General features: G+C 36.6%; 26 protein-coding genes, 2 tRNA genes and 1 pseudogene. All 29 read right to left on the reverse strand.

From position 1 onward, the window contains the following. Positions 1–403: 403 nt before the first annotated feature. Entirely contained in the window at positions 404–1,906 is a 1,503-nt protein-coding gene (gene lysS / locus J2S06_RS12265) for a lysine--tRNA ligase (protein ID WP_044749404.1), read from the reverse strand. Between the two features lie 99 nt (positions 1,907–2,005). After that, complete coding sequence (dusB, locus tag J2S06_RS12270; protein ID WP_044749405.1) at positions 2,006–3,004, reverse strand: tRNA dihydrouridine synthase DusB; 999 nt, start codon at positions 3,002–3,004, stop codon at positions 2,006–2,008. 19 nt (positions 3,005–3,023) lie between these two features. Continuing rightward, a complete protein-coding gene (locus J2S06_RS12275; protein WP_044749406.1) occupies positions 3,024–3,233 on the reverse strand; it encodes a helix-turn-helix domain-containing protein in 210 nt (69 codons plus the stop codon). After that, positions 3,185–3,712: a 2-amino-4-hydroxy-6-hydroxymethyldihydropteridine diphosphokinase gene (folK, locus tag J2S06_RS12280; protein ID WP_044749407.1), complete on the reverse strand. Its 528-nt coding sequence runs from the start codon at positions 3,710–3,712 to the stop codon at positions 3,185–3,187. The genes J2S06_RS12275 and folK overlap by 49 nt, the downstream gene beginning before the upstream one ends. Then, entirely contained in the window at positions 3,709–4,071 is a 363-nt protein-coding gene (folB, locus tag J2S06_RS12285; RefSeq protein ID WP_044749416.1) for a dihydroneopterin aldolase, read from the reverse strand. The genes folK and folB overlap by 4 nt, the downstream gene beginning before the upstream one ends. Next, entirely contained in the window at positions 4,064–4,921 is an 858-nt protein-coding gene (gene folP, locus J2S06_RS12290) for a dihydropteroate synthase (RefSeq protein ID WP_044749408.1), read from the reverse strand. Before folP ends, folB begins: the two co-directional genes overlap by 8 nt. Positions 4,922–4,934: 13 nt before the next feature. After that, entirely contained in the window at positions 4,935–5,789 is an 855-nt protein-coding gene (pabC, locus tag J2S06_RS12295; RefSeq protein ID WP_419152504.1) for an aminodeoxychorismate lyase, read from the reverse strand. Positions 5,790–5,792: 3 nt separating this feature from the next. Then, entirely contained in the window at positions 5,793–6,380 is a 588-nt protein-coding gene (gene pabA / locus J2S06_RS12300; protein WP_044749410.1) for an aminodeoxychorismate/anthranilate synthase component II, read from the reverse strand. Between the two features lie 11 nt (positions 6,381–6,391). Then, the gene (locus J2S06_RS12305) at positions 6,392–7,810 is read right to left on the reverse strand and encodes an anthranilate synthase component I family protein (protein WP_052659403.1); all 1,419 of its coding nucleotides are present in this window, start codon (positions 7,808–7,810) and stop codon (positions 6,392–6,394) included. 414 nt (positions 7,811–8,224) lie between these two features. After that, positions 8,225–9,154, reverse strand: coding sequence for a cysteine synthase A (gene cysK / locus J2S06_RS12310; RefSeq protein ID WP_419152505.1), 930 nt, complete (start codon positions 9,152–9,154; stop codon positions 8,225–8,227). Positions 9,155–9,242: 88 nt separating this feature from the next. After that, entirely contained in the window at positions 9,243–10,145 is a 903-nt protein-coding gene (locus tag J2S06_RS12315) for a peptidyl-prolyl cis-trans isomerase (protein WP_419152506.1), read from the reverse strand. A 25-nt stretch (positions 10,146–10,170) separates the two neighbouring features. Continuing rightward, positions 10,171–11,055, reverse strand: a complete 885-nt coding sequence (hslO, locus tag J2S06_RS12320) for an Hsp33 family molecular chaperone HslO (RefSeq protein ID WP_044749414.1) — start codon at positions 11,053–11,055, stop codon at positions 10,171–10,173. A 4-nt stretch (positions 11,056–11,059) separates the two neighbouring features. Beyond that, positions 11,060–11,836, reverse strand: coding sequence for a type III pantothenate kinase (locus J2S06_RS12325; protein WP_044749415.1), 777 nt, complete (start codon positions 11,834–11,836; stop codon positions 11,060–11,062). 376 nt (positions 11,837–12,212) lie between these two features. After that, entirely contained in the window at positions 12,213–14,168 is a 1,956-nt protein-coding gene (gene ftsH / locus J2S06_RS12330; RefSeq protein ID WP_419152507.1) for an ATP-dependent zinc metalloprotease FtsH, read from the reverse strand. Between the two features lie 102 nt (positions 14,169–14,270). Next, complete coding sequence (gene hpt / locus J2S06_RS12335; RefSeq protein ID WP_044747345.1) at positions 14,271–14,816, reverse strand: hypoxanthine phosphoribosyltransferase; 546 nt, start codon at positions 14,814–14,816, stop codon at positions 14,271–14,273. A 20-nt stretch (positions 14,817–14,836) separates the two neighbouring features. Continuing rightward, entirely contained in the window at positions 14,837–16,225 is a 1,389-nt protein-coding gene (tilS, locus tag J2S06_RS12340; protein ID WP_419152508.1) for a tRNA lysidine(34) synthetase TilS, read from the reverse strand. A gap of 131 nt (positions 16,226–16,356) precedes the next feature. Continuing rightward, positions 16,357–17,349, reverse strand: coding sequence for a protein kinase domain-containing protein (locus J2S06_RS12345; RefSeq protein ID WP_044747343.1), 993 nt, complete (start codon positions 17,347–17,349; stop codon positions 16,357–16,359). Beyond that, a complete protein-coding gene (locus J2S06_RS12350) occupies positions 17,318–18,052 on the reverse strand; it encodes a VWA domain-containing protein (protein ID WP_419152509.1) in 735 nt (244 codons plus the stop codon). The genes J2S06_RS12345 and J2S06_RS12350 overlap by 32 nt, the downstream gene beginning before the upstream one ends. 90 nt (positions 18,053–18,142) lie before the next feature. Further along, positions 18,143–20,623 (reverse strand): stage II sporulation protein E, encoded by a 2,481-nt coding sequence (gene spoIIE, locus J2S06_RS12355; RefSeq protein ID WP_419152510.1) that lies wholly within the window; start codon positions 20,621–20,623, stop codon positions 18,143–18,145. A 421-nt stretch (positions 20,624–21,044) separates the two neighbouring features. Continuing rightward, a tRNA-Glu gene (locus J2S06_RS12360) sits at positions 21,045–21,116 on the reverse strand. A gap of 9 nt (positions 21,117–21,125) precedes the next feature. After that, positions 21,126–21,202, reverse strand: a tRNA-Met gene (locus J2S06_RS12365). A 193-nt stretch (positions 21,203–21,395) separates the two neighbouring features. Beyond that, on the reverse strand, positions 21,396–21,773 hold the full coding sequence (locus tag J2S06_RS12370; RefSeq protein ID WP_044747340.1) for a S1 domain-containing RNA-binding protein: 378 nt from the start codon (positions 21,771–21,773) through the stop codon (positions 21,396–21,398). A gap of 89 nt (positions 21,774–21,862) precedes the next feature. Continuing rightward, a complete protein-coding gene (locus J2S06_RS12375; RefSeq protein WP_044747339.1) occupies positions 21,863–22,240 on the reverse strand; it encodes an FtsB family cell division protein in 378 nt (125 codons plus the stop codon). Positions 22,241–22,258: 18 nt separating this feature from the next. Then, entirely contained in the window at positions 22,259–22,621 is a 363-nt protein-coding gene (locus tag J2S06_RS12380; protein ID WP_419152524.1) for a hypothetical protein, read from the reverse strand. A gap of 18 nt (positions 22,622–22,639) precedes the next feature. Further along, positions 22,640–22,894: pseudogene (gene yabQ, locus J2S06_RS12385) on the reverse strand (spore cortex biosynthesis protein YabQ); the annotation flags it as partial. Then, complete coding sequence (gene yabP / locus J2S06_RS12390) at positions 22,891–23,196, reverse strand: sporulation protein YabP (protein WP_044747337.1); 306 nt, start codon at positions 23,194–23,196, stop codon at positions 22,891–22,893. The gene yabP and the pseudogene yabQ, both read right to left, overlap by 4 nt. An 80-nt stretch (positions 23,197–23,276) precedes the next feature. Continuing rightward, positions 23,277–23,540 (reverse strand): RNA-binding S4 domain-containing protein, encoded by a 264-nt coding sequence (locus J2S06_RS12395; protein WP_044747336.1) that lies wholly within the window; start codon positions 23,538–23,540, stop codon positions 23,277–23,279. Continuing rightward, positions 23,537–25,012, reverse strand: a complete 1,476-nt coding sequence (yabN, locus tag J2S06_RS12400; protein ID WP_419152511.1) for a bifunctional methyltransferase/pyrophosphohydrolase YabN — start codon at positions 25,010–25,012, stop codon at positions 23,537–23,539. The genes J2S06_RS12395 and yabN overlap by 4 nt, the downstream gene beginning before the upstream one ends. Further along, entirely contained in the window at positions 24,991–26,601 is a 1,611-nt protein-coding gene (locus J2S06_RS12405; protein ID WP_419152512.1) for a putative polysaccharide biosynthesis protein, read from the reverse strand. Before J2S06_RS12405 ends, yabN begins: the two co-directional genes overlap by 22 nt. Positions 26,602–26,857: the final 256 nt, after the last annotated feature.

Consider the following 26,857-nt stretch of genomic DNA (forward strand, 5'->3'; position numbering starts at 1 on the left):
GAAGTGCTGACATCAACGTTGTCACAAGATGTGACGTCTTTAGTCGATGTTCCTTGCTCATTAAAAAGAATTAACGGAACGCTTCGTTTTGTTTAGTTTTCAAAGATCACCATAGTACAGGAATATTATTATATCAAAATCATATGTCTTGTCAACATGTTTTTCATACTCTTTTTAAGAGCGACTTTATTATAATAACAGCAAATAATTACCGCGTCAATACTCTTTTGTTTTTTAAAAAGTCAATTTTAACAGCGACGAAAATTAATATATCATTTGTTAAAGAGTTTTTCAACCCTTTTTTTTAAAAAAATAAAGGCTACCCCAAATCTAAGCGCCAGACCCGACAACAAAATAGGGAGCGTGAGGTCAGACTCATATGGGACAGCCTTCAGTCATAACTTTATTTATGTCTCATTTGCGGGAATAGTAATACATCGCGAATGGATGGAGAATTCGTTAAGAGCATGACAAGACGGTCAATGCCGATTCCTAGCCCTCCTGTTGGTGGCATACCATATTCTAACGCTTCCACAAAGTCTTCATCCATCAAATGCGCTTCGTCATTCCCTTGTTCTCTTTCTTTTAATTGGGCCTCAAAACGTTCACGTTGATCAATTGGATCATTTAATTCTGTAAACGCATTTGCATGTTCACGCCCCACAATAAATAGCTCAAAACGATCTGTAAATCGTGGGTCTTCATCATTCTTCTTCGCTAAAGGCGAAATTTCTACTGGATGACCATAAATAAATGTAGGTTGAATCAATTTATCCTCTACTTTTTGTTCAAAAAACTCGTTTACAATATGTCCATATTGCATATTGCCAGTAATTTCTACACCATGCTCTTCGGCTAGCTCACGTGCTTCTTCAGTTGTTCTAACAGACCAGAAATCAACACCTGTATATTGTTTAATAGCATCTACCATATGAAGTCGAGTCCATTCAGGTTCTAAGTTTACTTCATGATCGCCATATTGTATCTTTGTCGTACCTAATACTTCTTTTGCAATATGAGCAATCATATTTTCTGTTAATTTCATAATATCTTTGTAATCCGCATAAGCCTCATATAACTCTAGCATTGTAAACTCTGGATTATGTCTTGTCGAAACACCTTCATTTCGGAATACACGTCCGATCTCATATACTTTTTCAAGCCCGCCAACTATCAGCCGCTTTAAGTGAAGCTCAATGGCAATACGCATGTACAAAGGCATATCTAAAGCATTATGGTGAGTTATAAATGGACGAGCTGCAGCTCCCCCTGGAATCGAATGCATCGTTGGCGTTTCTACCTCTAAAAACCCTTGATCATCTAAATAACGGCGCATTGATTGAATAATTTTGCTTCTAGTAATAAACGTATTTTTACTTTCTGGATTCATAATAAGATCAAGGTACCGCTGGCGGTAGCGCTGTTCAATATCCTTTAAACCATGATATTTGTCAGGCAGTGGTCGGAGTGCTTTCGTAAGTAATGTAAAATCTGTTACTTTAATCGAAAGTTCTCCAACTTTTGTTTTAAATACCGTTCCTTTAATTCCAACTAAATCCCCTAAATCAGCTGTGTTAAAAATATCATACTGTTCTTCACCAACTGCATCTTTGCGGACATATATTTGAATTTGTCCAGATAAGTCTTGAATATGAGCAAAACCAGCCTTGCCTTTGCCTCGTTTTGTCATAATTCGTCCTGCAAGAGCAACAAATACCTTTTTTTCTTCTAATTCTTCTTTTGAATATTGATTGTATAATTCTTTTAATTCTGCTGCTTGATGTGTGCGTTCAAAGCGTTTTCCAAATGGATCAATTCCTTTTTCTCTCAACATATGTAGTTTTTCACGTCTTACCTTCAACTGATCATTTAATTCTTGTTGGTTGTTTAACTCTTCTTGATTCATCAATCATTCAACTCCAATTTTAAAATTTTCGTTAAATAAAAAAGTAGAAAAACTGCCAGAGAACCTGGCAGTAAAATGGATGAAATACAAACAAACACTTTATCCTACTTGGGCTGATTGTTCCTTTGCTTCCACTTCTTCTACAAAGTCATCAAGTAGTGTAACAAGCTCATCTCTTGTTTCACATGTGTTAATGGCATTACGAATTTTGGCATTACCTCGAATACCTTTTAAATACCAGGCAGCATGTTTACGCATTTCTCTTACACCTATATGCTCACCTTTTAAATCAATAAGGCGATCTAAATGCAATTTACATACATTAATTTTTTCTTGTACACTCGGTTCCTCAATAAGTTTGCCAGTTTCTAAATATTTAACTGTCCGATAAATCATCCAAGGGTTACCAAGGGCTGCTCGTCCAATCATTACGCCGTCAACCCCTGTTTCATCAAGCATACGTTTAGCATCTTGAGGTGTTTTCACATCCCCATTTCCTATAACTGGAATATTGACAGACTGTTTTACTTCTTTAATGATATCCCAATTGGCTACACCTTCATACATTTGCACTCGAGTACGACCATGTATAGCAACAGCTTGGCCTCCAGCCCGTTCCACTGCTCGGGCATTTTCAACAGCATAAATGTGCTCATCATCCCAACCCATACGCATTTTTACGGTAACAGGCTTCTCTACAGCATCAACAACCGCTGCCACTAAGTCATAAATTTTATTTGGATCTAATAACCATTTTGCGCCAGCATCACATTTAGTAATTTTCGGTACAGGACAGCCCATGTTAATATCAATGATATCTGCTGTTGTGTTTTTATCAACAAATTTAGCCGCTTCTACAAGTGATTCTTTTTCTCCACCAAAAATTTGTAAACTTAAAGGCTTTTCCCGTTCATCTATATAAAGCATTCCCATCGTTTTTGCATTTTTATATAAAATGGCCTTATCACTAACCATTTCTGCACAAACTAGCCCTGCTCCGAACTCTTTCACAGTTAGACGGAAGGCAGAGTTACAAACACCGGCCATTGGTGCAAGTACAACACGGTTTTTTAGTTGAATGTCGCCAATCTTAAACATGCGCTCGACCTCCTTTACATCAGCCATCTTTAGGAGCTAACTCTTCAACACTAATTCCAAGCAATTCGGCCATCTCTTCTACCAATTGCTTACTTGGGACTTTATTACCTCGTTCCACCTCACCTATTACTGACACAGAAACACCTAAATGCTTTGCAAAGCTCTCCTGTGTATATCCCTTTAGCTTTCTAAAAGCACGAATTCGTCTTCCCCATTTTTCCGCTTCCATACTCGTACTCCTTTTTTATCTCTTAATTCACCTACGAGATCCTCAAGAAGTTGATTTTGATGAGGAAGTTGTAGGTTAGGCTCTATTTCAAACAAAGGAATTAATACAAAAGCACGTTCAAACATTCTAGGATGCGGTACAGTTAGTTGTTCTGTTTCAATATTTTCATGATTGTACAATAAAATGTCAAGGTCTAACGTTCTAGGTCCCCATCTAATTTCACGCTTGCGCTTAAATTCTCTCTCGATGCATTGTAGTAATGAAAGTAAATCGAAAGGGGATAAATTCGTATTTATTTTAGTGACCATATTTAAAAACAAATCTTGATCAGTATAACCGACAGGATCTGTTTCGTAAATGGAAGATTTTTTTACAACATGAACATCCGGATATTCATTTAGTTTTTGAATGGCTGCATTTAAGTATCCTTCACGATCTCCTACATTAGATCCTAATGATAGGTAAGCAATGTTATTCATGTTCTTCCCCTCGTAATTTCAATAGCTACAGATTGATAATGCCCTGGGATAGGAGGATCAGGTTTGATCACCTTTACCGTACACTGTTTAACCAACGAAAATTTCTGTAAAAGCGATTGGGCAATCTCTTCTGCTACCTTTTCGACAAGCTTATATACCTTTTGCTCGACTATCTCTTGGCATATTTGATAAACATCAGCATAATTAACCGTAAAAGTTAAATCATCAGTTTTTCCCGCTTTTGATAAATCAACTTCCAACATAACATCTAAACGAAAGCGTTGGCCTAGTTTATTTTCTTCTGGAAAAACTCCATGGTAACCGTAAAATTCCATTCCGTTTACATAAATTTTATCGATTACGATACACTCCTTTCCCCAACATGGCATCCATCATCTTTGCCATTCTCGCTATCGGAAGAACATCGTGTACACGTACAAACTGACATCCTTTTTGGATTCCTAAACAAACCGTTGCCCCTGTTCCTTCGACTCTCTCATTTGTCGGTAAATCAAGAACATGACCGATCAGTGATTTCCGAGAGGTTCCTAGTAAAACCGGATATCCTAAAGTTGTGATGGCTTCTAAGTTTCGCATCACGATTAAGTTATCCTCAAATGTTTTAGCAAAACCAATACCAGGGTCTAACAAGATATTTTCATCTTTTACTCCTGCATCCTTTGCAATTTTAACACTTTCCATTAAATCTTGAACGATATCATGGATTAAATCACTATAATCTCGTTTTGAGCGATTGTGCATTAAAATAATAGGAACGTTATAATGTGCTGCAACAGCAGCAATTTCCGGCTCCTTTTTAGCCCCCCAAACGTCATTTATAATAGTGGCCCCTGCTTGTACAGCCTGTTTTGCCACCTCAGCTTTATAAGTGTCGATCGAAATCGGAACCTCAATCTCTTTTGCCAATCGTTCAATAACAGGGATTACTCGCTCTAATTCTTCCTCTTCCGATACCATTTCAGCACCGGGACGGGTTGATTCCCCCCCGACATCAATAATATCAGCACCATGTTCCACCATTTTTTTAGCATGCTGAATTGCTTTTTCAATATGATTGTATTTTCCGCCATCAGAAAAAGAGTCAGGTGTAACATTTAATATTCCCATTATTTGGGTTTTTTCCTCATAATGTAATGAATAGGGGCCACAGTTTAAGACACTTTTTCGCTGTTTTATGTTTACATTCATCCAAATCACCTACTTAAAGTTGATGTCTACTATATAAATGATGACGGCTTTTTTCGTATAGGTCTTTTAACTGTTTCGCAACGTTTCCTGCTTGTCCAAGAAAATGATGATTACCAATATTCGTAATTGGAACAATTTCTTGAAGGGAATTCGTTATAAAAACTTCATCACTTTTCAACAATTCATTTGGTGTAAAAAAGCCTTCTATAAAAGGTATATCAAGCTTTCGTAAGCATTCTAGTACAAATTGTCGGGTAATTCCATTTAAAATGCCCGTATTAATCGATGGTGTGTAAACAATATTGTTATGCACCCAGAAAATATTTGATACAATCCCTTCTGCTACATATCCTTCTTCTGTAAGGAAAATCCCTTCCACCTTTGGATTCGGACCGATCTCACGTTTTGCTAGCATATTGTTTAAAAAATGATGGGATTTAAGGCGAAAAGAACCTTCCGGGGAGTTTCGTTTAATGGTTAAAAACCTACCTTCTTTTTGTTGATTTTTAGGAAGATGAATATCTTTCATAAAAAAAATGACTGTAGGCTTTACATAAGGATTTGCAGAAAGCCCTAGCTCCTCTTCACCAGCAGAAATATTGATTCGAACATAAGCATCTTGAAGGTTATTCAACTGTAATAATTCGTTTATGATGTTTTCGGCCATTTCCCGATCAATAGAATAGGAAATATTTAATTGTATTAGACCATGGCGAAGACGCTCTAGGTGATCATCCAATAAAAATGGATGTCCTTTATAAACACGAAGCGTTTCAAAAACGCCTAGTCCATACAAATAACCATGGTCGAATGGAGAAATAAAGGCATCTTTTTGATGAACAAATTCTCCATTAAGATAAAGATACATTTTTTACACACTCTTTTCCTGAATGGAATAGCTTGTTAGGAAATTTTTTAGTAATTTTTTTCCGTTTTCCGTCATTATTGACTCTGGATGGAATTGAACACCTTCAATTGGTAGTTCTTTATGGCGAATGCCCATTATTTCATTTTCAGCTGTCCATGCTGTGACTTCAAAGCAATCTGGTAAAGTATCTTTTTTCACAATTAGGGAATGGTACCGTGTTGCTGTAAACGGATTTGGAAGGTTCTTAAAAATCGTTTTGCCGTCATGATAAATCATTGATGTTTTACCGTGCATTAATCTTTCAGCCCGAATCACATCTCCACCAAAGGCTTGGGCAATCGATTGATGGCCGAGACACACTCCAAAAATTGGAACCTTCCCTGCCAATGATTCAATAGCCTGTAAGCTAATACCCGCTTCATTTGGTGAACAAGGTCCTGGTGAAATCATTAAATATCGCGGGTTTAAAGCTTCTATTTCTTGAATCGTTATTTCATCGTTGCGTTTCACAACAAGTTCTTCACCAAGCTCTCCTAAATATTGCACCAAGTTATACGTAAAAGAATCATAATTATCAATCATCAATATCATCTCTACTCACCTCATACGAAAGTTTTCTCTTCTTCGCTCATACTTTTTGCTCGCCATAGTGCCTCTGCTTTTTTAAGAGACTCTTTATACTCATATTTTGGTACAGAATCAATGACAATTCCAGCTCCTGCTTGTACATAAGCCCAGCCATGTTTGGCTAACAATGTGCGGATCACGATGTTAAATTCCAAATCTTCATTAAAGCCAAGCCATCCTATTGACCCTGTATATAATCCTCTTCTTGTCGGCTCAAGCTCTTCAATAATTTCCATTGTTCTCACTTTCGGAGCCCCAGTAATAGTCCCACCAGGGAAAACAGCCCTGATAATATCCATAAAACCTTTTCCTTCCTTCAAAATCCCTTGAACGTTCGAAACAATGTGCATGACATGAGAGTATTTTTCTATAACCATAAATTCATTAACATTTACTGTACCATATTCGCAAACCCGTCCCAAATCATTACGCTCTAAATCTACTAACATCACATGTTCTGCTCTCTCTTTTTCGTTATTTATTAATTCTTGAGCAAGCTTCAAATCCTCTTCATCGTTTACACCTCTAGATCTTGTCCCAGCTATAGGGCGGGTGTTTAATTGCTTTCCTTTCCGTTTAATGAGCAGCTCTGGAGACCCACATACAATCTGAAAATCTGGTGTATGAATATATCCCATATATGGAGATGGATTCAATTCACGTAATGTTTTATAAATGAAAAACGGATGACACTTAAGCTCTTTTGCTTGACGCACAGACAAATTAACTTGGAAAACATCACCTTGAGAAATATATTCCTTGACTTTTTCAACCGCCTGTTTAAACGGTTCCTCCATAAAGGATATTGGTTTTTCTGAATTCATGCTTGGATGAAATTCATGGGCTAAATCTATCTTTTTTTCTTCCATCCACATCGTTTTCCACTCATTTAACCGATTATAGGCCATTTCTTTTTCACATTCATTTCCATAATGTGTAATTAAATACAAGATATTGGTTTGATGGTCAAATACAGCAACGTCTTGAAAGACAAGGAAATAAATATCTGGTGTATCTAAATCATCTAGAGCCAGTTCAGGCAATTTTTCAAAATATCGTACACTATCGTAGCTAATAAACCCAATAGCTCCACCTTGAAAATCAGGCAATTTCAGATCTGTCATGCTTCGATGTTCTTTCATCCACTGTTCAAAAAGGGGGATAGGGTCTCCGTATTCACAAATGACATCGCCATTTGTTTCGATCGTCAATTGGCCATTTTTCCCGGTAATGATAGCAGAGGGTTTAATCCCAGCTATGCTATAGCGGCCTCCCCTTCCACTTTCCAACAATACATGATGTGTTTTGCCAAATGACAACTGTTCATAACGCAGAAAAAATGTATGCGGATCGAATGGAAACGAAATTGCTAATGGTTTTCTCTCTTGCTGCATCGTAAAACTCTCCTTTTTACTCATATGTATATTTTACATGATTAACGGGATGTTTACACTAGAAAGTAAAAAGGGTTTTCTTTACAACTAAAATTGCAAGAGGATTCTTTAAGCGAAAAGAAAAGAAATTATGGGTTAGTTTATAACATTTCACTATATATAAGAAAAGCGCAAGCGCCCCGCTTAGCGACGTATGAACTGGACCGCTCCGCATGAGATAAAGGAAACACGAAGAGCGACAGCGTCGATGTTGACTTATCGGAAGGAGGAGAGGGAAGTTCACTAGTCGCTGGGCGGCTTTCGCTAGACATCCATAACTATATAAAAGGGTTTATTCCTTGGTTATCATGATATAAATTCTGATATGATAAAAAAAGCTGTCGCTCGCATAAGAGCAACAGCAAATCAATATCCTTATTCTTCATCAAATTGATATAATGGCGTACTTAAATATCTCTCACCATTACTTGGAATAATCGCTAATACTTTCTTTCCTTTCCCTAATTGTTTAGCTACTTTTAAAGCTGCATGAATTGCAGCACCAGAAGATATACCTCCTAATACTCCCTCTTGACGAGCCGCTTTACGGGCTGCCGCAAACGCTTCTTCTGTTTTGACGGTAATGACTTCATCATAAATATTCGTATCTAAAATATCCGGAACAAATCCTGCCCCAATTCCTTGGATTTTATGTGGACCAGGCTTTCCACCTGATAAAACAGGTGAATCAGCTGGTTCAACAGCATAAATTTTAATATTAGGATACTTCTCTTTTAAAACAGATCCAGCACCAGTAATCGTTCCTCCCGTACCAATACCAGCAACAAAAGCATCTAGTTGGTTACCCATTTGTTCTACAATTTCAGGTCCAGTTGTTAATCGATGAATTTCAACATTCGCTTCGTTTTTAAATTGTTGAGGCATAAAGTAACCATGTTCTTTTGCTATCTCTTCTGCTTTTCGAATGGCGCCGCCCATGCCTTCTGGTCCAGGTGTTAATACAAGTTCTGCTCCGAATGCACGCAATAAGTTACGGCGTTCCATACTCATGGTTTCAGGCATAACTAAAATAGCCCGTAAGCCTTTTGCTGCAGCAACCATAGCAAGCCCAATACCAGTATTTCCACTAGTAGGTTCAATAATAGTGTCTCCTGGCTTTAATTTTCCTTCTTTTTCTGCCGCCTCAATCATCGCAAAAGCGATACGATCCTTAACGCTGCTACCTGGGTTCATAAACTCCAATTTTAAATATACATCTGCGCTATCTTCATCAACAATACGGTTTAACTTCACGACAGGTGTTTTCCCGATTAATTCTAAAATAGAATTAGCCACAACAGCCATTGCATCCACCTCTATTTCCGAGTAATTTTATTGGTTTTATAGAAAATATAGCAGTAATTTATTGAATTGTCAATCATTTAATAATCTTTTATTCTTTTGTTTCTCCATAAAACCAAGAAATCCCTATTTCTTCCCAAAGTTTTTTAGCAGAAATATTTCCTTCCATTTGCTCTAATGCAAGCTGTCTGCGAATTTGATCTTTTACTTCATCAAAGCTGTATTGAACACCGTCAAGCTTTTCATGTAAATAAATAATCGCAAATTGTTGATCAATTTGAATCGGATCTGACCATTGATTCGGCTTTAACTGCTTTGCATGTTCAATATATTCTTTAGGGATATGATCACTATGTTCTGGAACAAAGCCTAAGTCACCGCCATTACTAGCTGTCATTTCGTCTAATGATTGCTCTGCAGCTAAAGCTTGAAAACTAGAGCCTTCTTTAAGCTCCTGAACAATTTGCTTCGCTTCCTCTTCATTATTAATGACGATATGGGAAAGATGATAAGAAGGGGCAATTTTAAAACTATCTTTATGATTTTGATAAAATTGCTTTATTTCTTCTTCAGGTACGACAACATCTTTCGTTAACAGCTCTTCTAATAAAATGCTATACCGGATCTGCTCTCTCCAATCCTTTTTATCTTGGAGAACCTCTTCACCAAACGCATTATACGTTGCTTTAAACATTTGTAATTCTCGCTCAATCGCATCTTCCGATATCTCAATTTGATATTGATCAGCAAGTACATCGACAACTTTTACGTTAATCATATTTTCAAGGGTTGATTTGCCATAACGCTTTTCTAATTCAGCCAACCACTCTTGTCGTGTAATGACTTCATCTCCTATTTGCGCCACAACTTCTTCTTCAGCTGACTCTTTCGTTGCTTTTACTACAGGCTGATCCGATTTTAAAAAGTAAGCAATGGTGAGGCAGTTGATAACGACAAGACCAAAGATAATCCCCCATAAAACCTTTCCTTTCAACGTTTCCAGCTCCCTTAGCACAAACTTACTCTTTCATAGCTGATTTTTTTAGCTCTTCTAATTCATCTTTTGAAAAATGATAGACCTCATTACAAAAATGACATTGCGCCTCTGCTTCCCCATCTTCATCAATCATTGCCTGTATTTCTTCTTTCCCTAAGCTTATGATAGCATTTGCTATACGTTCTTTAGAGCATTGACAACGGAATTGAACAGGCATTTTATCGATGACTTTCACATTTCCTTCCCCTAACACTTCTTCTAAAATTTCTTCAGGAGTTAATCCTTTTTGAATAAGCTTAGATATTGGCTCAATCGTACTTAATCGCTTTTCAATTTCTTCCACAGTTTTCTCTTCTGTTCCTGGCATCAATTGAATAATAAAGCCGCCTGCCGCTAAAATGGTATTATCGGGATTGACTAATACACCTACTCCAACAGAAGATGGGACTTGTTCAGAGGAAACTAAATAGTATGTGAAATCATCACCAAGTTCACCAGAAATGAGCGGGACTTGCCCGGCAAAGTGTTCTTTTAAACCTAAGTCTTTCACAACAGATAACGTACCCGAAGTTCCGACCGCTCTGGCAACATCTAATTTTCCATATTGATTAAGCTCAAAGTGTGTTTGTGGATTTGTAACATATCCACGCACTTCTCCTTTTGAATTACTATCAACTAAAATAACTCCTATCGGCCCGCCGCCTTCTATTTTGATTGTTAATTTCTCTTCCCCTTTTAACATAGAACCTAGCATGACTCCTGCTGTCATTGCTCGACCAAGAGCTGCAGAAGCAGTCGGCCACGTATGATGTCTTTTTTGCGCCTCCCCCACTGTTTCCGTTGTTCTTACCGCATAGGCTCGTACTTGCCCGCCATAAGCAAGGGATTTTACTAAGTAGTCACTCATCTGTTTAGTGCTCCTTTCCAACATTTCGCTCATAAATTAACTGTAGTCCTTTTAACGTTAAAAATGGATCAACGATATCAATAATATCTGATTCATCTGCAATTAAAGAAGCAAGCCCCCCTGTAGCAATGACAGTAGGTTCTTTTTTCGCTTGTGCCTTCATTCTTGAAACAATTCCTTCCACTTGTCCAACATATCCATATAAAATACCGGCTTGCATCGCGCTAACTGTGTTTTTGCCAATAATATGATCTGGTCTAGCAATTTCTATTCGTGGCAATTTGGCTGCTCGCGAATAGAGAGCTTCCGTAGATATGTTTATTCCTGGGGCAATAGCTCCACCCATATATTGCTTCTCCTCATTTATATAGCAATATGTGGTTGCTGTACCAAAGTCAACAATAATTAATGGACCACCATATAAATGAATGCCTGCAACAGCATTCACGATTCTATCTGCTCCAACTTCACGTGGGTTTTCATATTTTATGTCCAAGCCTGTCTTGATACCTGGACCAACAATTAAAGGCTTTAAATGAAAATATTTTTGACACATTCTTTCTAAGGCAAACATGATCGGCGGAACAACAGAAGAGATAATCATTCCATTGATATGTGAAAATGATAAACCGACATACTCAAACAATGATTTCAATAACATGCCAAATTCATCTTCTGTCTTATTTCGACTTGTTTCGATACGCCAATGATGTTTTAATTCATCATGATCATAAACCCCTATAACCGTATTTGTATTTCCAACATCCAATACTAAAATCACACGGCATCACCTTTAAAATTTTTTCTATTTTTTATCACATTCTTAACCAATCATATCATAAAATACGGAAATGGTTACCGAGAAATACTAACAACTTTTTAGTATTGAAGGCTAAGAAAAGCTCAAAGCGCCCCGCTTAGCGACGTATGAACTGGACCGCTCCGCATGAGATGAAGGAAACACGAAAAGCGAAAGCGTCGATGTTGACTTATCGGAAGGAGGAGAGGGAAGTTCACTAGTCGCTGGGCGGCTTTCGCTAGACATCCATAACTATATAAAAGGGTTTATTCCTTCGTGATCATGATATAAATTCTGATATGATGAAAAAACCGTCAACTAGAAAAAGCTAGTTGACGGTTTTCCTTTCGAATTTCTGCTATTCTTTCTGTTCTTCCTCTTGAGAACTTTGTTCATCTTTTTTACTTTGTATGTTCACACGCACATCATCAGAAGTGTTCTCAATACGCTTTTCTTCGCCAATTTTACCTTCATCAGAACTTGCACGCTCCGGAAGCTTTCCATGCTCAAAAAGATGTTTGATTTGTTCTGCATCTAATGTTTCAACTTCCAGCAATGTTTTCGCTATTAATTCAAGTTTTTCACGATTTTCTATAAGAATTTTCTTCGCACGTTCGTAGCATTCTTTAATAATTCGTTGAATTTCGCGATCAATTTCGTAAGCAATTGCATCACTATAGTTTTGCTCATTTTGAATGTCTCTACCTAAGAACACTTGACCTTGTGTATTTCCAAATTGCAATGGTCCAAGCTTTTCTGACATTCCGAATTCTGTCACCATCCGGCGTGCAATACCTGTTGCCCGCTGAAAGTCATTATGAGCACCTGTACTTACTTCACCAAAGATAATCTCTTCTGCTACACGACCACCTAGTAGGCCTGTAATTTTATCGAGCAATTCAGGTTTCGTCATGAAGTAGCGATCTTCCTTCGGCAACATGACTGCATATCCGCCAGCTTGACCGCGAGGAACAATCGTTACTTTATGTACCATTTCTGCTTCATCTAACACTAATCCAATGACTGTATGACCAGCTTCATGGTGAGCAACGATTTTACGCTCTTTTTCAGAAATAACACGGCTTTTCTTAGCTGGACCTGCAATGACACGATCTGTTGCTTCATCAATGTCAGACATATCAATCTTCTTTTTATTTTGACGGGCAGCCACAAGGGCAGCTTCATTTAATAAGTTTTCGAGATCTGCACCAGAGAATCCAGGAGTTCTCATCGCAATGTTTTTCAAATTAACGGATTCATCTAACGGTTTATTTCGTGCATGAACCTTTAATACTGCTTCGCGCCCATTTACATCTGGGCGATCCACTGTAATTTGACGGTCAAAGCGACCTGGACGCAATAATGCTGGGTCTAAAATATCTGGACGGTTTGTAGCTGCAATAATGATAATTCCTTCATTTGAACTGAATCCATCCATTTCTACTAACAATTGGTTAAGCGTTTGTTCACGCTCATCATGTCCCCCACCTAAACCAGCACCACGCTGACGTCCTACAGCATCAATCTCATCAATAAAGATAATACATGGTGCGTTTTTCTTTGCCTGTTCAAACAAATCACGAACACGAGACGCACCGACCCCTACAAACATCTCAACGAAGTCAGAACCGCTGATCGAGAAAAAAGGAACTCCAGCTTCACCAGCTACAGCACGTGCCAACAACGTTTTACCTGTCCCCGGAGGACCTACAAGCAGAACACCTTTTGGTATTCGCGCCCCTAATTCAGAAAACTTTCGTGGATCTTTTAAAAATTCAACTACTTCCACAAGTTCAGCTTTTTCTTCATCTGCACCTGCAACATCTTTAAATTTAACTTTTTTCTTTTCCTCATTATAAAGCCTTGCTTTACTCTTACCAAAATTCATGACACGGCTTCCGCCGCCCTGAGCCTGATTAAGTAAGAAGAAAAACAAAATAAAAATAATAACAAAAGGAATAATGGACGTAAAGAAGGTTACCCATCCATTTGTGTCTTCTGCTGGCACCCACGTGACATCCGTACGATTAGAAATTGCGGCATCGTGTACACGATTTAACGCTTCATCACTATAAATATATGTTACAAAGTATTGATCTTTCGCATAGCCTTCTAATTGTCCTCTTACTTCAAAAACTCCTCTAACAGGCTGTACAGTTATATTCTCAACATCTCCATTTTCAAGCTTAGAGATGAAGGTACTATAAGTAATTTGCTCTGGTTTTTGGTTACCGCCTTGAAAAAAGCTTACAACACCGATAACCACTAAAAAAATTAATAAATAAAATATTGTATTACGGAAGATCCGATTCATTCCTTACCTCCTCCCACAGTCAAACACACTATAGACAATAGTATCATAGACCATTATTTCAGCACAACAAATTCGCTTTATCGTACGGAAGCAATGAAAAACTTATTCACTTTTTTGATAAATTTCTGGTTTTAAAACACCAATAAATGGTAAATTACGATATCTTTCGGCATAATCCAAACCGTAGCCAACAACAAACGCATTAGGAACTTCAAAACCAACATAGTCAGCTTCAATTTTCGCTTTACGACCACTTGGTTTATCTAAAAGAGTGACAATTTTTATGGATTTTGCTTTACGGTAACGGAAAAGTTCCACTAAATAACTTAATGTTAATCCACTATCAATAATATCTTCAATAATTAAGATATCACGCCCTTCAACAGATGTATCCAAATCTTTAATAATTTTTACTTCCCCTGTTGAAACCGTTTTGTTACCGTAGCTGGAAACATCCATAAAATCCATTTCCAAATATGTATTAATATTCTTTAAAAGGTCAGCCATAAAAGGCATTGCCCCTTTTAAAACACCGATTGCAAGAGGAAATTTATCCTTGTATTCTTCAGTAAGAGCTGCCCCAAGTTCTTTAACCTTTGCTTGAATTTCCTCTTCCGAAATTAAAATTTTTTCAATATCGTTTATCATGCTTATTTCCTCCTAGAAGATCATTGCTCTTTATATTGTAATACAATGTAAGATTGATTGGTAACGTCTATTACCTCATATTTTGACTTTTTTAATAACGGAATCCATAAAATATTTCCGTTCCCGTCTTCAATAATGGGCCATACATCCCGTTTTTCAATCGGTATCTTTTTTTCAATATAAATATTTTTTACTTTTTTCGTTCCATTCATGCCTTTTACATGAATTTTATCTCCGGCTTTCCGACTCCGAACAATTAACGGCTCTACAAGCTGATCCTGAGGTAAATAAAAAACATCTTGGCTTTTATACGAAGGAACCCCGTTAAAAGTTTCACAAATAATCTTTTTTCCATCCGGTAAATTCGTAACACTTGGAATTTCAATCTGAATCCTGTAAGGTTTTGGTTTATGCTGTTCAAATGTTAAATTAAGTGTTTCGTATGATTTGATGGCTTTTAGCCCCATGGGAAGGTCAATCATACCAGAAGGATGAGATTGGTGTATTAATTTTTTTATACCTTCAATATGTATTGAAGAAACAGCGGTGAGACGATGACCTTTGAAAAGATAGTTTAATATTAGATGAATTACCCTCCTTTGTAAAGGAGAAGGAAGCTTTTTAAATTCAGTCAAGTTCATCATCACATAAGAGCTCGTTTTTCTTTCCAATACTTTATTCATTTTTTCAATGGATAATTCCTCTAAAAATTGTTCATCTTCCGCCACTAATTCACTGAAATATTGAAAATGCACATGAACTTTAGGATTTTCCTTTTTTAAGAAGGGTAAAACATATTTTCTAAACCGATTTCTACTATATGTATCTTTTTCATTACTTGGATCAAAACGCGGGTTCAACTTATGTTCTTGACAGTATTGAATGATGTCTGTTTTCGTGACCCATAATAAAGGTCGAATGATAAAGCCTCCTGCAAAACTTCTTTTAATGGGAATTCCAGAGAGCCCTTTTCCAACCGTCCCTCTTACAAGTCTCATTAAAATGGTTTCAATTTGGTCGTCACCATGATGACCTAAAGCCAAGAAATGAGCCTGATATTTTTCCATCATCTCTTGAAAAAATTGATATCGACATTCTCTAGCAGCTGTTTGTGCATTTAAGCGATGTTTTTGTGCATATGCTTTTACATTGATTTGCCTTGCCTCGCAAATAATGTTGAGCGTACGACAAAAAGAAAGAACAAATTCCATCTCTTCCTTCGATTGTTCCCCTCTAAACATGTGATCAACATGTGCAGCTACAATCTTTAACTTATAAATAGACTGCAATCGATGCAAAATATGCAATAAAGCAAGAGAATCAGGGCCACCAGATACGCCAACGACTACAGTCGCATTATGATCCATTAATTCGTATTCTTCAATTGTTTTGCAAACCTCTTCAAACAAGAACCTTCACTTCACTTTTTACCCAATTTAGTGAGCCGGACTCACACGTATTTTATTACCATTATCCTAACATTATTTCTTAACAATCTGCAAAAATAATTGCTCTTTTTCACAAATTATTCCCATTCATCCTAAAGGAGGTTTGTCAATATATAAAATGAATAAAGCAATGCTAAACATATAAGAAGAAGAAAGGTTTCCAAAAAAAATCTTTTCCTTCTTTTTTTCTTTTTTACTTGCTTTCGATTTTTTGAATAGCTTTGGGGTTGGCTTTTATTGACACGCAATGGATAGGAAACATTGCGCAAATTCCTATTAGCTACAATTGTCTTTAGTAAATCTTCTTTCATTTCAAGAGCAGAAGTATATGAGCCAAGTAAAGCTTTTGTCAAAACAGATTTCCGTTGCTGTAAAAAAGAATGGGAATTCATTAATTGAAGCAATTGATCTTTTCCTTTGCCGATTTTTTTAAAACGCTTTGGATAAACAGCATTAAATATGATCATCGCAACGGCAAATAAATCATAGCTTGGTTCTGCTTTCCTTATCCCCAGCTCCCAATGTCCACGATCAAAAAACTCCGTAAACTCTTTTATTGACCTACCTATTCGCGTTGTTCCTCCTACATCGATGCAACGTATTTTAGGTGGAGGAAATGTCACAATTAAATTATCTGGCTTTAAATCTCCAAACACCCACCCGAAACGATGCAGCTCTGCTAAATTCGTTAATAATTGTAGAATCAAAATATCAATCCATTCAGTTCCTCGATTTTCGATAAATTGAATAAAATGCTCCCCTTTTATATACTCCATAACATAAAAAGGAATATGTTTTTGAAGCTCCGGATGAAAATAATCATCTACATCCACCAAAGAAGGCCCAAGAGAGGAGCCTTGGACCTTAGCTAAACATTTTAACACATTGACTTCTGAAGTGATTCCCATACTATTTTCACTGAGCTTAAGTGCAACCTTCCCATGCCGGCATTCTGCAAGATAAACATGACCGATCGCCCCACTACCTAATATATTTATAATACGATAACAATTTCCATGCCATTTTCCTTTTATAATCGTCCCTGAAGATATGTTAAAGTTGTTGTTCATCGAAATATTCATCATCTAACATGAAACTCCTTAGCGACCGTTTTTGTTTAAATTTATCAATGGCTTCTCTTATCGCGGGACCTGTTGGTGTAATGCCACCTGTCGTCAGTTTCGGGAAAATAGAAGAAAGTGAATCCAAATTCGGAGTCCAATCTAATATATTTTCAACCTCTCCTTTTTTCCCAGGAAATACGAACAAAGCAAATTGGTTTCTTCCGATTCGAGATTTTAAACTGATAGAAAGATCTATTAACGCCTCTTTAACAGTAGGTAGTTTTGGGGCCATACTTGCACTTGTATCAACAAGAATGAGAATCTCAAGATTCACTGTCTCACCTAACTCGTCAACGACTTCCATAACTTCACCACGTTTTTCAGGCGGCAACTCTTCTAATGACGCTTTTTTCCCTAAAATTTGCTGCAGCTCTCGATTGACTACACCTTGAAGTGTTTGGGTCATGGCCGTCCTTGTCACCATTTGCACCGTTTGTGATAGCTGATGTGAGTAAACAATTTGACTAACCCCATTTCCTGCCATGGCCATTCCTTCAATTTCAGCAACCGCATCTTGATCAATTACATTTCCATCAACTATTCCAATGACATTAATCGTAATTCCTTGCTCCTTTGCTAATGCAGCCATTGCAACTGGATCTTCCCCTTGATTCGAACGTCCATCTGTTAATAATAATATTTGTTTTAATGTACCCTTTTTCATTACTTTTTCCTCCTGATTTGGATCATTATTAACATCCTCGCCAGAAGGAGAGAAAATTATGCAATTCTTATAAATGAAAATATTCAGTTATTAGCCGATTTTTTTAGCCTTCGTGTATTTAGATACTGGAATGGATGCCCATTTCGGATTATTATGATCAATTTTCGCCACAACGATTGTCATATCATCATCAATTCTCCCTGATCTTGTCCGGATAACCTCCTCCATAATTAAATCTGCAATTTCTTGTGGATCATGTGTTTGCAGCTCCTTGATTTTCCGTTTCATCCATAAATCGTGATTTTCAACATGCTTCGGTCCCTCAAATATTCCATCACTCATCATGATTAAAATATCTTTAGCCTTTAATTGCTCATCAACGACATCTACATCAATTTCGTCTACGATGCCAATCGGTAAGTTGCTCGCTTGCACCTTTATTACTTTATCACCTCTTTTTATAAAACTTGGCGTAGATCCGACCTTCATAAATTTGCAGCTGGCATCTTGAAGATCAATGATGGATAAGTCGAGAGTTGAAAACATCTCATCTGTTGTTCTTAAAGACAAAATAGAGTTGACTGTTTTAATAGCAATTTTCTCATCAATTCCTGATTGTAAAATTTTTTGCAATAGCTTAATGGTTTCATTACTTTCAAAATGAGCCCGTTCTCCATTCCCCATACCATCACTAATTGCAAGAGCATATTTCCCAGCTCCAAGTTCCATCATCGTATAACAATCACCTGAAACTAGGCCACCACCTTTAGCAGCATGAGCTACCCCTGTTTCTACACAGTATGTCTTAGCAGAACCAAAGGAAACTTGGCAAAAACCATTTGGAAAGCTCGCACACTCTTCATGTTTGACAACAATCGTTTCATCTAATATGTCAGAAAGCATTGGTGCAATGATTTTTTCACATTCCCCATGACCATTGCAATAAGGGATACTCATTTCGAGGTCGACATTTCCTTGCTCAAGATTGTATATTTCGATATGGCCAATTTCTACACCAAAGCTATGTAATGCTTCTAAAATTTGTTCCTCTTGAAGGAAATGATGTTCCTGTTCCTTTTTCATTTCTTTGGAAAAGTCAGCCATTACTTGTGATACGCCTAATAGTTGTTCTGCCACTAATCTCCTACTTTCTTTCACTTGCTTTTTTAATTTTTGATTAGCGCGAAAATAGTTCATTTCTTGTTCCATTACTTGTTCCACCTTATGAGATTTGGAACAATACTTGTTAAAATCCCGTTTAAGCCTTCGATTCAAATGGTACGTATTTTCTTTATGCTCCTGCATCATTTGCTTCATGAAATGATAGGTTTGATCAAAGTTTTGTGTCCAACATTTATCTTTTTTGAAGCAAGTTTGACACGTATGCTCTGTTATATTGCTTAAAAATAAATCGGTTTCTCTATCATCATCTATTTCATCATTTGGATAAAAAGTTGAAAAGCTTTCGGATAAAGCACGGAAAACATTTGAAAATTGATCAACACGATGTGCGGTCACATCTCGAATTTTCCGAGCATATATTTGCTGTTCCAATGTATGTTCATAAGTACCTGGAATGTGTTTAGCTAAACGTTCTGTCAACGATTTGGGTGTTATGAGAAACAACATCACTGCTACTAACGATTCCCATATGTTTGTCCAAATATTAGCCGAACCTTCTCCATATAGTGTTAACAATAAAGAGCCAATTAGTAAGCCGACCGCAGCTCCTATTTTCTTCCCCTCTTTGAGCAAGCCTCCCAAAAGTCCAGAAAAAGCTAAAAGGCTCATTTGATACAAGTTCCCGATATGTGCAAGACTTAAAACGAGGCCTGTCACAACCCCAACCGTACAACCAATACTCGCTCCACCTGTAAAAGCAAAAAGCAATACAACATATCGAGAAAATATGTGTTCAGCCTGTATTTCCTGAAAGTTAATCCCGATCAAACCTGTCATAACGGATGCTAATAAAATCATAAGACAAATAATTTCTTCAATTTTATACACTTGCTTTATTTTTCTAGCTGAAATAAGAGGAATACTTTGTAAAAAAATAAGCGTTAAAATAAAGGAAAGACCTGACTCAACAACAGACATCATATAATCATAAAGAGTTAAAAATCCGTTCATAAAATAAGTGTAAAGCAGCCTAGTGGCCAAAAGTGAGAAAAATACTGTAAACGGTAAAGCTTTGAACCTATCATTGTAGAAAAAAATAGTCATTTTATGAACAAATAGAAATATAAATATAGAGAAGCCGACAATGATGACCATCTCAGAGGAAATCGTTAAAGCCCCAGCCAGTAATGAAAAAGCAGCAAGTAAAGCTCTATCCTTTTTCAACAACATGACCGCACCAAAAAATGGGAGAGCAAATGGCACGATTTCAGATAATATAAAAGCACGTCCTAACAAAAAACCAATAATGACATAAATAAGCCCTCGGAAAAAAAGGAACGATTGCAGCTTCATACGAAAACCATGCCAAAATTGAGCCAAAAAAGCTTGAGTCTTTTCTAAACTCACTCCCGAAATTGGTCCTACTAAACTTCTTTCAGTTTTTTCCATCCGCATATTCCCTCCGGTTTAATTTTGTTCGAAAAATACAGTTGTCCGTATTATAACGAACCTTAAGAAAAGATTTTGTCAAAACGGGGAATCGAATTGAAAGAAAAGTTCGACTATTTATGTTGAAAGTGACAAGAAACTAAGCATTCAGACAAAGAATGATAAAAGTCATTGGAAGATTTTAGGGATAGTCGTCATCATGGGGAGAAAACTTCGGCATACTAAGCTTTTTTCATATCAGACCTACTTACATATAGAATGTCAATTTCACCACTTCGTTGATAAAAAGCCCTTTTTAACATAAAAAATGACCCCTTCAAATCGAAAGAGCCATTTTACTGCACGACATACTCACTTTATCATGCTAACCATATTCAGAAAAAATTTAGCAGACAAATATAAAACGACAAAGTCAATGAAATGACCCGTACGGGATTCGAACCCGTGTTACCGCCGTGAAAGGGCGGTGTCTTAACCACTTGACCAACGGGCCATATTCATATGGTGGCGGCGGAGGGGATCGAACCCCCGACCTCACGGGTATGAACCGTACGCTCTAGCCAGCTGAGCTACGCCGCCAATGCTATCTCTAACAAGCACATATTATATATTACAGATTTGTTAGATGCTCGTCAATAGAAAAAAATTTTCTGAAATATAAAAATCAGCAAGAAAGAAAATTTTCTTTGATATAGACTTTGTCTACAAACTAAAATCACCTAGGAATAACCTAGGTGATTTTAGTTTTTATCTATAACTTAAAAGCAGCAAGTTACCCTCTCCGTGCTCCTCTCCCTCCGCGTCTTGATTCCGTATGGCGGCGAAGTGAAGCTAAACGGTCCTCGCTCTCTTTTAAAAATCGGCTCATTTTTTGCTCAAAGCTTTCTTTTGAGCGATGATCGTTTCTTCTTGGACGATCTTTCGCTCTTTTAATGGATAAACCAATTTTCCCATCCTTCTCAACATTAATCACTTTTACTTCTACTTGATCTCCGACTTTTAAGTGATCATGAATGTCCTTCACATAATTATCTGCAACTTCACTAATATGAACTAAACCTGTTGAGCCCCCTGGCAGCTCCACAAATGCTCCAAAATTAGTAATGCCCGTTACTTTTCCTTGTAACTTGCTGCCAACTTCAATCGACATAAAAAAATTGCTCCTCCTTAAATCTTTCAAAAATAAAGTTAAAATAATTTACTTAATTATATAAAAATAAAAATCTCGGGTCAATATGACTACTCATCATCTTCTGGAAGATTAAAAATAATTTCTCCGTCGTCTGACAGAAAATAATCTCTTCGTGCTAGTTTTGCTATGTAATCATCATCATTTAGTTTGACAATTTCTTTCTCGAGTTCCTGTTGTTGCTTCTGTAATTTTGTCAGCTTTTCTTCAAGTTTTTTCTTTTCCTCTATTTTTTCATTGATCGCCGAGGCTTGAGAAATAAGTTTTGATGTCATAATGGCAAAAGATACGAGCATAATAACTGATATCACTGCCAACCTTCTCATTAAACCCTTTTTACGTCTTTTTTGTAATTGCTGCTGCCTTTCTTGCTGGATCGCATAGTCAGACACAAGGTGAGTAATCTTTTGCTTTTGCTGAAAACTCATTTCTCATAAACCTCCTCACTATTTATGGAAAAATTTCATCCACGTACGATATATTCTCCCATATAAATTCTTTATTGGCATTGAAAATCCTGCCAATGTCGTCATAAATCTTTTCACAGATAAACGAAATGAATTCGGAAAGCGTCGCCAAAATTGTTTTAAAATCCATAATACAGGGGCTAATAAAATTTTGCATAACTTAAAAATGAATTGTGAACTCCATATGATCAAATTCCACAAAAAGATAAAAAAACCTGTTACAATCGTTAAAATGATATGAACAAATGCGATGATAGGATTCATAATTAATAATTTCATTGTCTGTTTTATAAAACGATATACAGAGACAACAAGTTTAACAACAAAATGAAGAATTTTCATGTAAATGCTTCTTAATAAACTTTGATAAATAGCGAAACCACATAATAATGCTAAAAAAATATAAAATCTCAAAACACCTTCATTCACCAATAAAAGGACATAAAAAATGAGGAGCCCTTGAACAGCCCAGAAGATAAGGTCGTTAATAAAAACGACCCACCTCACCATTTTCTGTCTATTTACAAAATACTTATACGTATCAAGCGCAATACCTAACCAGCTTCCCATGCCAATCATGCTAAGCATCGTATAAAACTGAGTGGTGAGGGTCATTTAAACAACTTGCTAAAAAACCCTTTAGCCTTCTCCCCATGGTGATCATCTAAATAAACAAGATCATATATTCTACCTTTAATCGAAACAATCCCTTTATCCACATCGAGATTTTTCATTTGTAAATTCTCTCCACGAATGGCTAATGGACCCATCACTGTATCAAGTAAAAATTCTTCATTATCAAAGCTTTCAACTTGTTTAACTCCGGTAATATCTAGAAACTTTCTACCTTTCATCATGACATCATGCTCTTGCACCACTTGTTTATGTGAATGGTTCCCATCATAATATTGGCTCATGATCATCCCCCGCATTCTTTTAATGGATAAGCTGATTCTAGTACATATGTATGAATTGTGAATGCGGTTTAGAACAAGCCTTATTCAGTCATTATTTTTTCTTCATTGATAACAGAATATAATGTAGATGCTTCATCTTTTTTCGCCGTCTCCTGTATTGATTCTACACGAACCGTTAATATTTTTTGCCCGAATTGAATGGATAGCTCATCACCAACTTTGACGTTCGAGCTAGCTTTTGCAACTTGTCCGTTAATGGAGATTCTTCCTTGTTCAGCAACTTCTTTTGCTAATGTTCTTCGCTTTATTAGTCGAGATACTTTTAAAAATTTATCAAGTCTCATTGTTCTCCCTCCTCTAATTTCTTGGCTTCTTCCCAATAGCTATCCATTTCCTTTAATGTCATTTCTTCAAGCTTTCTTTTGTTATATTTAGCCATTTCTTCAATATAGCGGAAACGTTGATAAAATTTATGATTCGTCATTGTTAATGCCTCTTCCGGTTCAATGTCATAAAAGCGTGCGATGTTTACAAGAGCAAATAGGAGATCACCAAATTCCTTTTTTTGATTTAACGTCTTTTTGTCTTCCCTTTTAATCTCCTGCTCGAATTCTTTTAGTTCTTCTTGAACTTTTTTCCAAGCTTCGTTTACATGATCCCAATCAAACCCTATTTTTGCCGCCTTCCGTTGATAATGATAAGCTTTTGAAAGGCTTGGGAGTGCCTTTGAAACAGAATCAAGAATGGATTTCTGCTGTTCTTTCTTTTCTTTTTTCTTTATTTGCTCCCAATTTTCCACGACCTCATCCGCATTTGCCACATTGACATCTCCGAAAACATGAGGGTGTCGACGTATCATTTTCTCCGTTAGTCCACGAATCACATCATCAATGCTAAAAACAGCTTCATCTTCCCCAATTTGCGCATGAAGCATAATTTGCAAAAGGACATCCCCAAGTTCTTCAACCATATGATCAATATCCTGTTCTTCAATCGCTTCTAATAGCTCGTAACATTCTTCGATTAAAAATTTTTTTAAAGATTCATGTGTCTGTTTCTTATCCCAAGGGCAGCCATTTGGTCCCCTTAATTCACTAATGACAGAACGAAGTACAGAAAACTGATGGTACAAAAGTCGTTCATCTTTGACAGGCGGTACATAAACACTTGTTAAATTATCTAATTGTACAAAACGATCCAATTTATATAAAGGGATTTGTTGAACTTTTTCTTTATGACTTCCTGCAGCTGTTACAACAAACACTTCGTAGTCATAAGGAAGATCCTCCATTAACGTAAGTTTGACCTCTGAAGCAATCATTTGGTCATATACTTGACAAATGATTACATGATGACGATATTGTACATGATCCCGTTGTAAATTGTGTGCATCAATCAGTTGAAACCCTTCAATGGGGTCAATTTGTAATGAGGTAAACATCGCATCTAAAAAGGATTGTCCACCTTTTATTTCGACATCAATCTCACCCTTTTTCTGTTTTTCTATTAGCATTTGCATCGTTTTTTCTGCCACCAATGGATGCCCTGGAACTCCATAAATAATATGGCCCTCTTTTTCTGCTTCTGCTATTAGCTTATTGACAATTTCATTATATACATCATCAAAACGATCATTCACTTCATAAATCTCATCAAATGTTTCATAATGATTGATCTCGCCCTTAAGATCATGAATTACTGGGTGATCCTTTGTTCGGAAAAATAGCGGCAATCCAGATTTTAAAACTTGATAAATGCCATACGGCAGCTGCTCTAAATCACCTGCACCTAATCCTACAACCGTAATCTTTCCCATAGCTGTCCCTCTTTTCTTAAAACTTTTTGATAAAAAGGAAGTGCCAACAGTTCTTTATTTTGAAAGGCTTTTGATTTAATGATAATGTTAACGTAAACGAAAACCCCAATGATAACAGATAACAAAACTTCAATCATAGAAGTCCATCGATTGGTCACTTGTACAAAAATGTCGAAAATAAACATAAATGCTTTTACACACCCAAACATGAAAAAGGCGGCTGTAAAGATAATCATCATGGATTTATACTCTCTAAATCGGTAATGACTTCTTTGAATAAAGGATATATTTAATAAAGCAACTACCCCATAAGCAAAAACAGTTGAAATCGCAGCACCCATCGTCCCTAATAATGGGATAAGAGTATGGTTTAATCCCCATTTCATCAAAATACCTGCTATGATCGAAATAACGGGAAGCTCCGCATCATCCACCCCTTGTAAAATAGCGGCTGTCGTAATGGCAATGGAACTTAGTAAAATAGAAAGACAATATATTGACAATACATCCGTACCCTTCAAATCAGTAAATAACACCATGTTTAACGGCCCAATGATTGCTACAATACCTAGAGTAGCTGGCACCCCTAATGCGAAGCAAATTTTATACGCTAAAGCTACTTTTTCCTGAACAAATTGAATTTTTTCTTTTGCTTGTGCGATGGCGGGTACAATAGATAATGCGATGGAAGTCGCCACAATGGTTCCTAATTGTAAAAGCGGCTGTCCCCTGTCGTAAATTCCTTTTATTTCTTTTGCTCTTACTTCCCTCATTCCACTTTCCGTTAAAAGACTGTACAAACTAAAGGAATCAACCATTTGTATCCATATTAACAACAAACTTGAAAAGCAAATTGTGGCACTATAAACTAATAGCCGTTTTAAAATAACGCCTGCTTCATGAAAAGTGAACGGTATTGATCGAAATGGGTTTTTTAGAGAATTTTTTTTCCAAAAGATAAGCAAAACAAAAAGTGCGGTCATATTTCCAAGTAATGATCCGAAAATAGCACCCGCTCCTGTTAAGTATAGGTTATACCCATTTTGAGTAAATAAATAAGAAACGATTAAAATAGAGACAACTCGGATGAATTGTTCCACAACTTGTGATAATGCAAAAGGCCTCATGTCATGTTTACTTTGAAAATATCCTCTTAATAATGACACAAACGGAAGGGTTAAAAATGATAGGGAAATGACCTTTAATAAAACGGATAAATGCTGATCTCCCATATATTGTGCTAAAGCTGTAGAACCAAAAAATAAAAGGATGAAAAAGAGAAAAGCCGTACCGATCAAAAAGAAAAAGGAAATACTAAGAACTTTATATTCATGTTCTTGGTCATTGTTATGAGAATGCTCTGAAATAATTTTTGAAATCATAACAGGAAAGCCAGAGGTTGCTAAAATAATGGCAACTCCATAAAAAGGATAGACCTGTTGATATATATAAAATCCAACGTCTCCAACAATATTTTGAAAAGGAACTCGATAAACCGCACTTAAAATTTTCGTGATCAATGCAGCTATTGTAAGAATAAAAGCTCCTTGCAGCATTAATACATTTGTTTTTTTCTGTTGGACGTTCATCGCCCTTCTCCTTCCAGAATATACCTCATGATGCTATATCCAACTTATTATACCATATAGACCCTTTACAATTTTTGTTTAATACGAAATCATTCATGAAAGGGCAAAGATAAAAGTGATAAAGAGATAAAAAAGAAAGGCTCTTTTCTAAAAGATTGTTGCTTTACTATACGATAGCTTTTCGACTGTCAAGCAAAAGAAAAGAAGGCGAAACCTTTACAGTTCACCTTCTCTCTTTCCTAATGCATAAGCACTT

The organism is Bacillus alveayuensis (assembly GCA_030812955.1).
Taxonomy (GTDB): Bacteria; Bacillota; Bacilli; order Bacillales; family Aeribacillaceae; genus Bacillus_CB; species Bacillus_CB alveayuensis.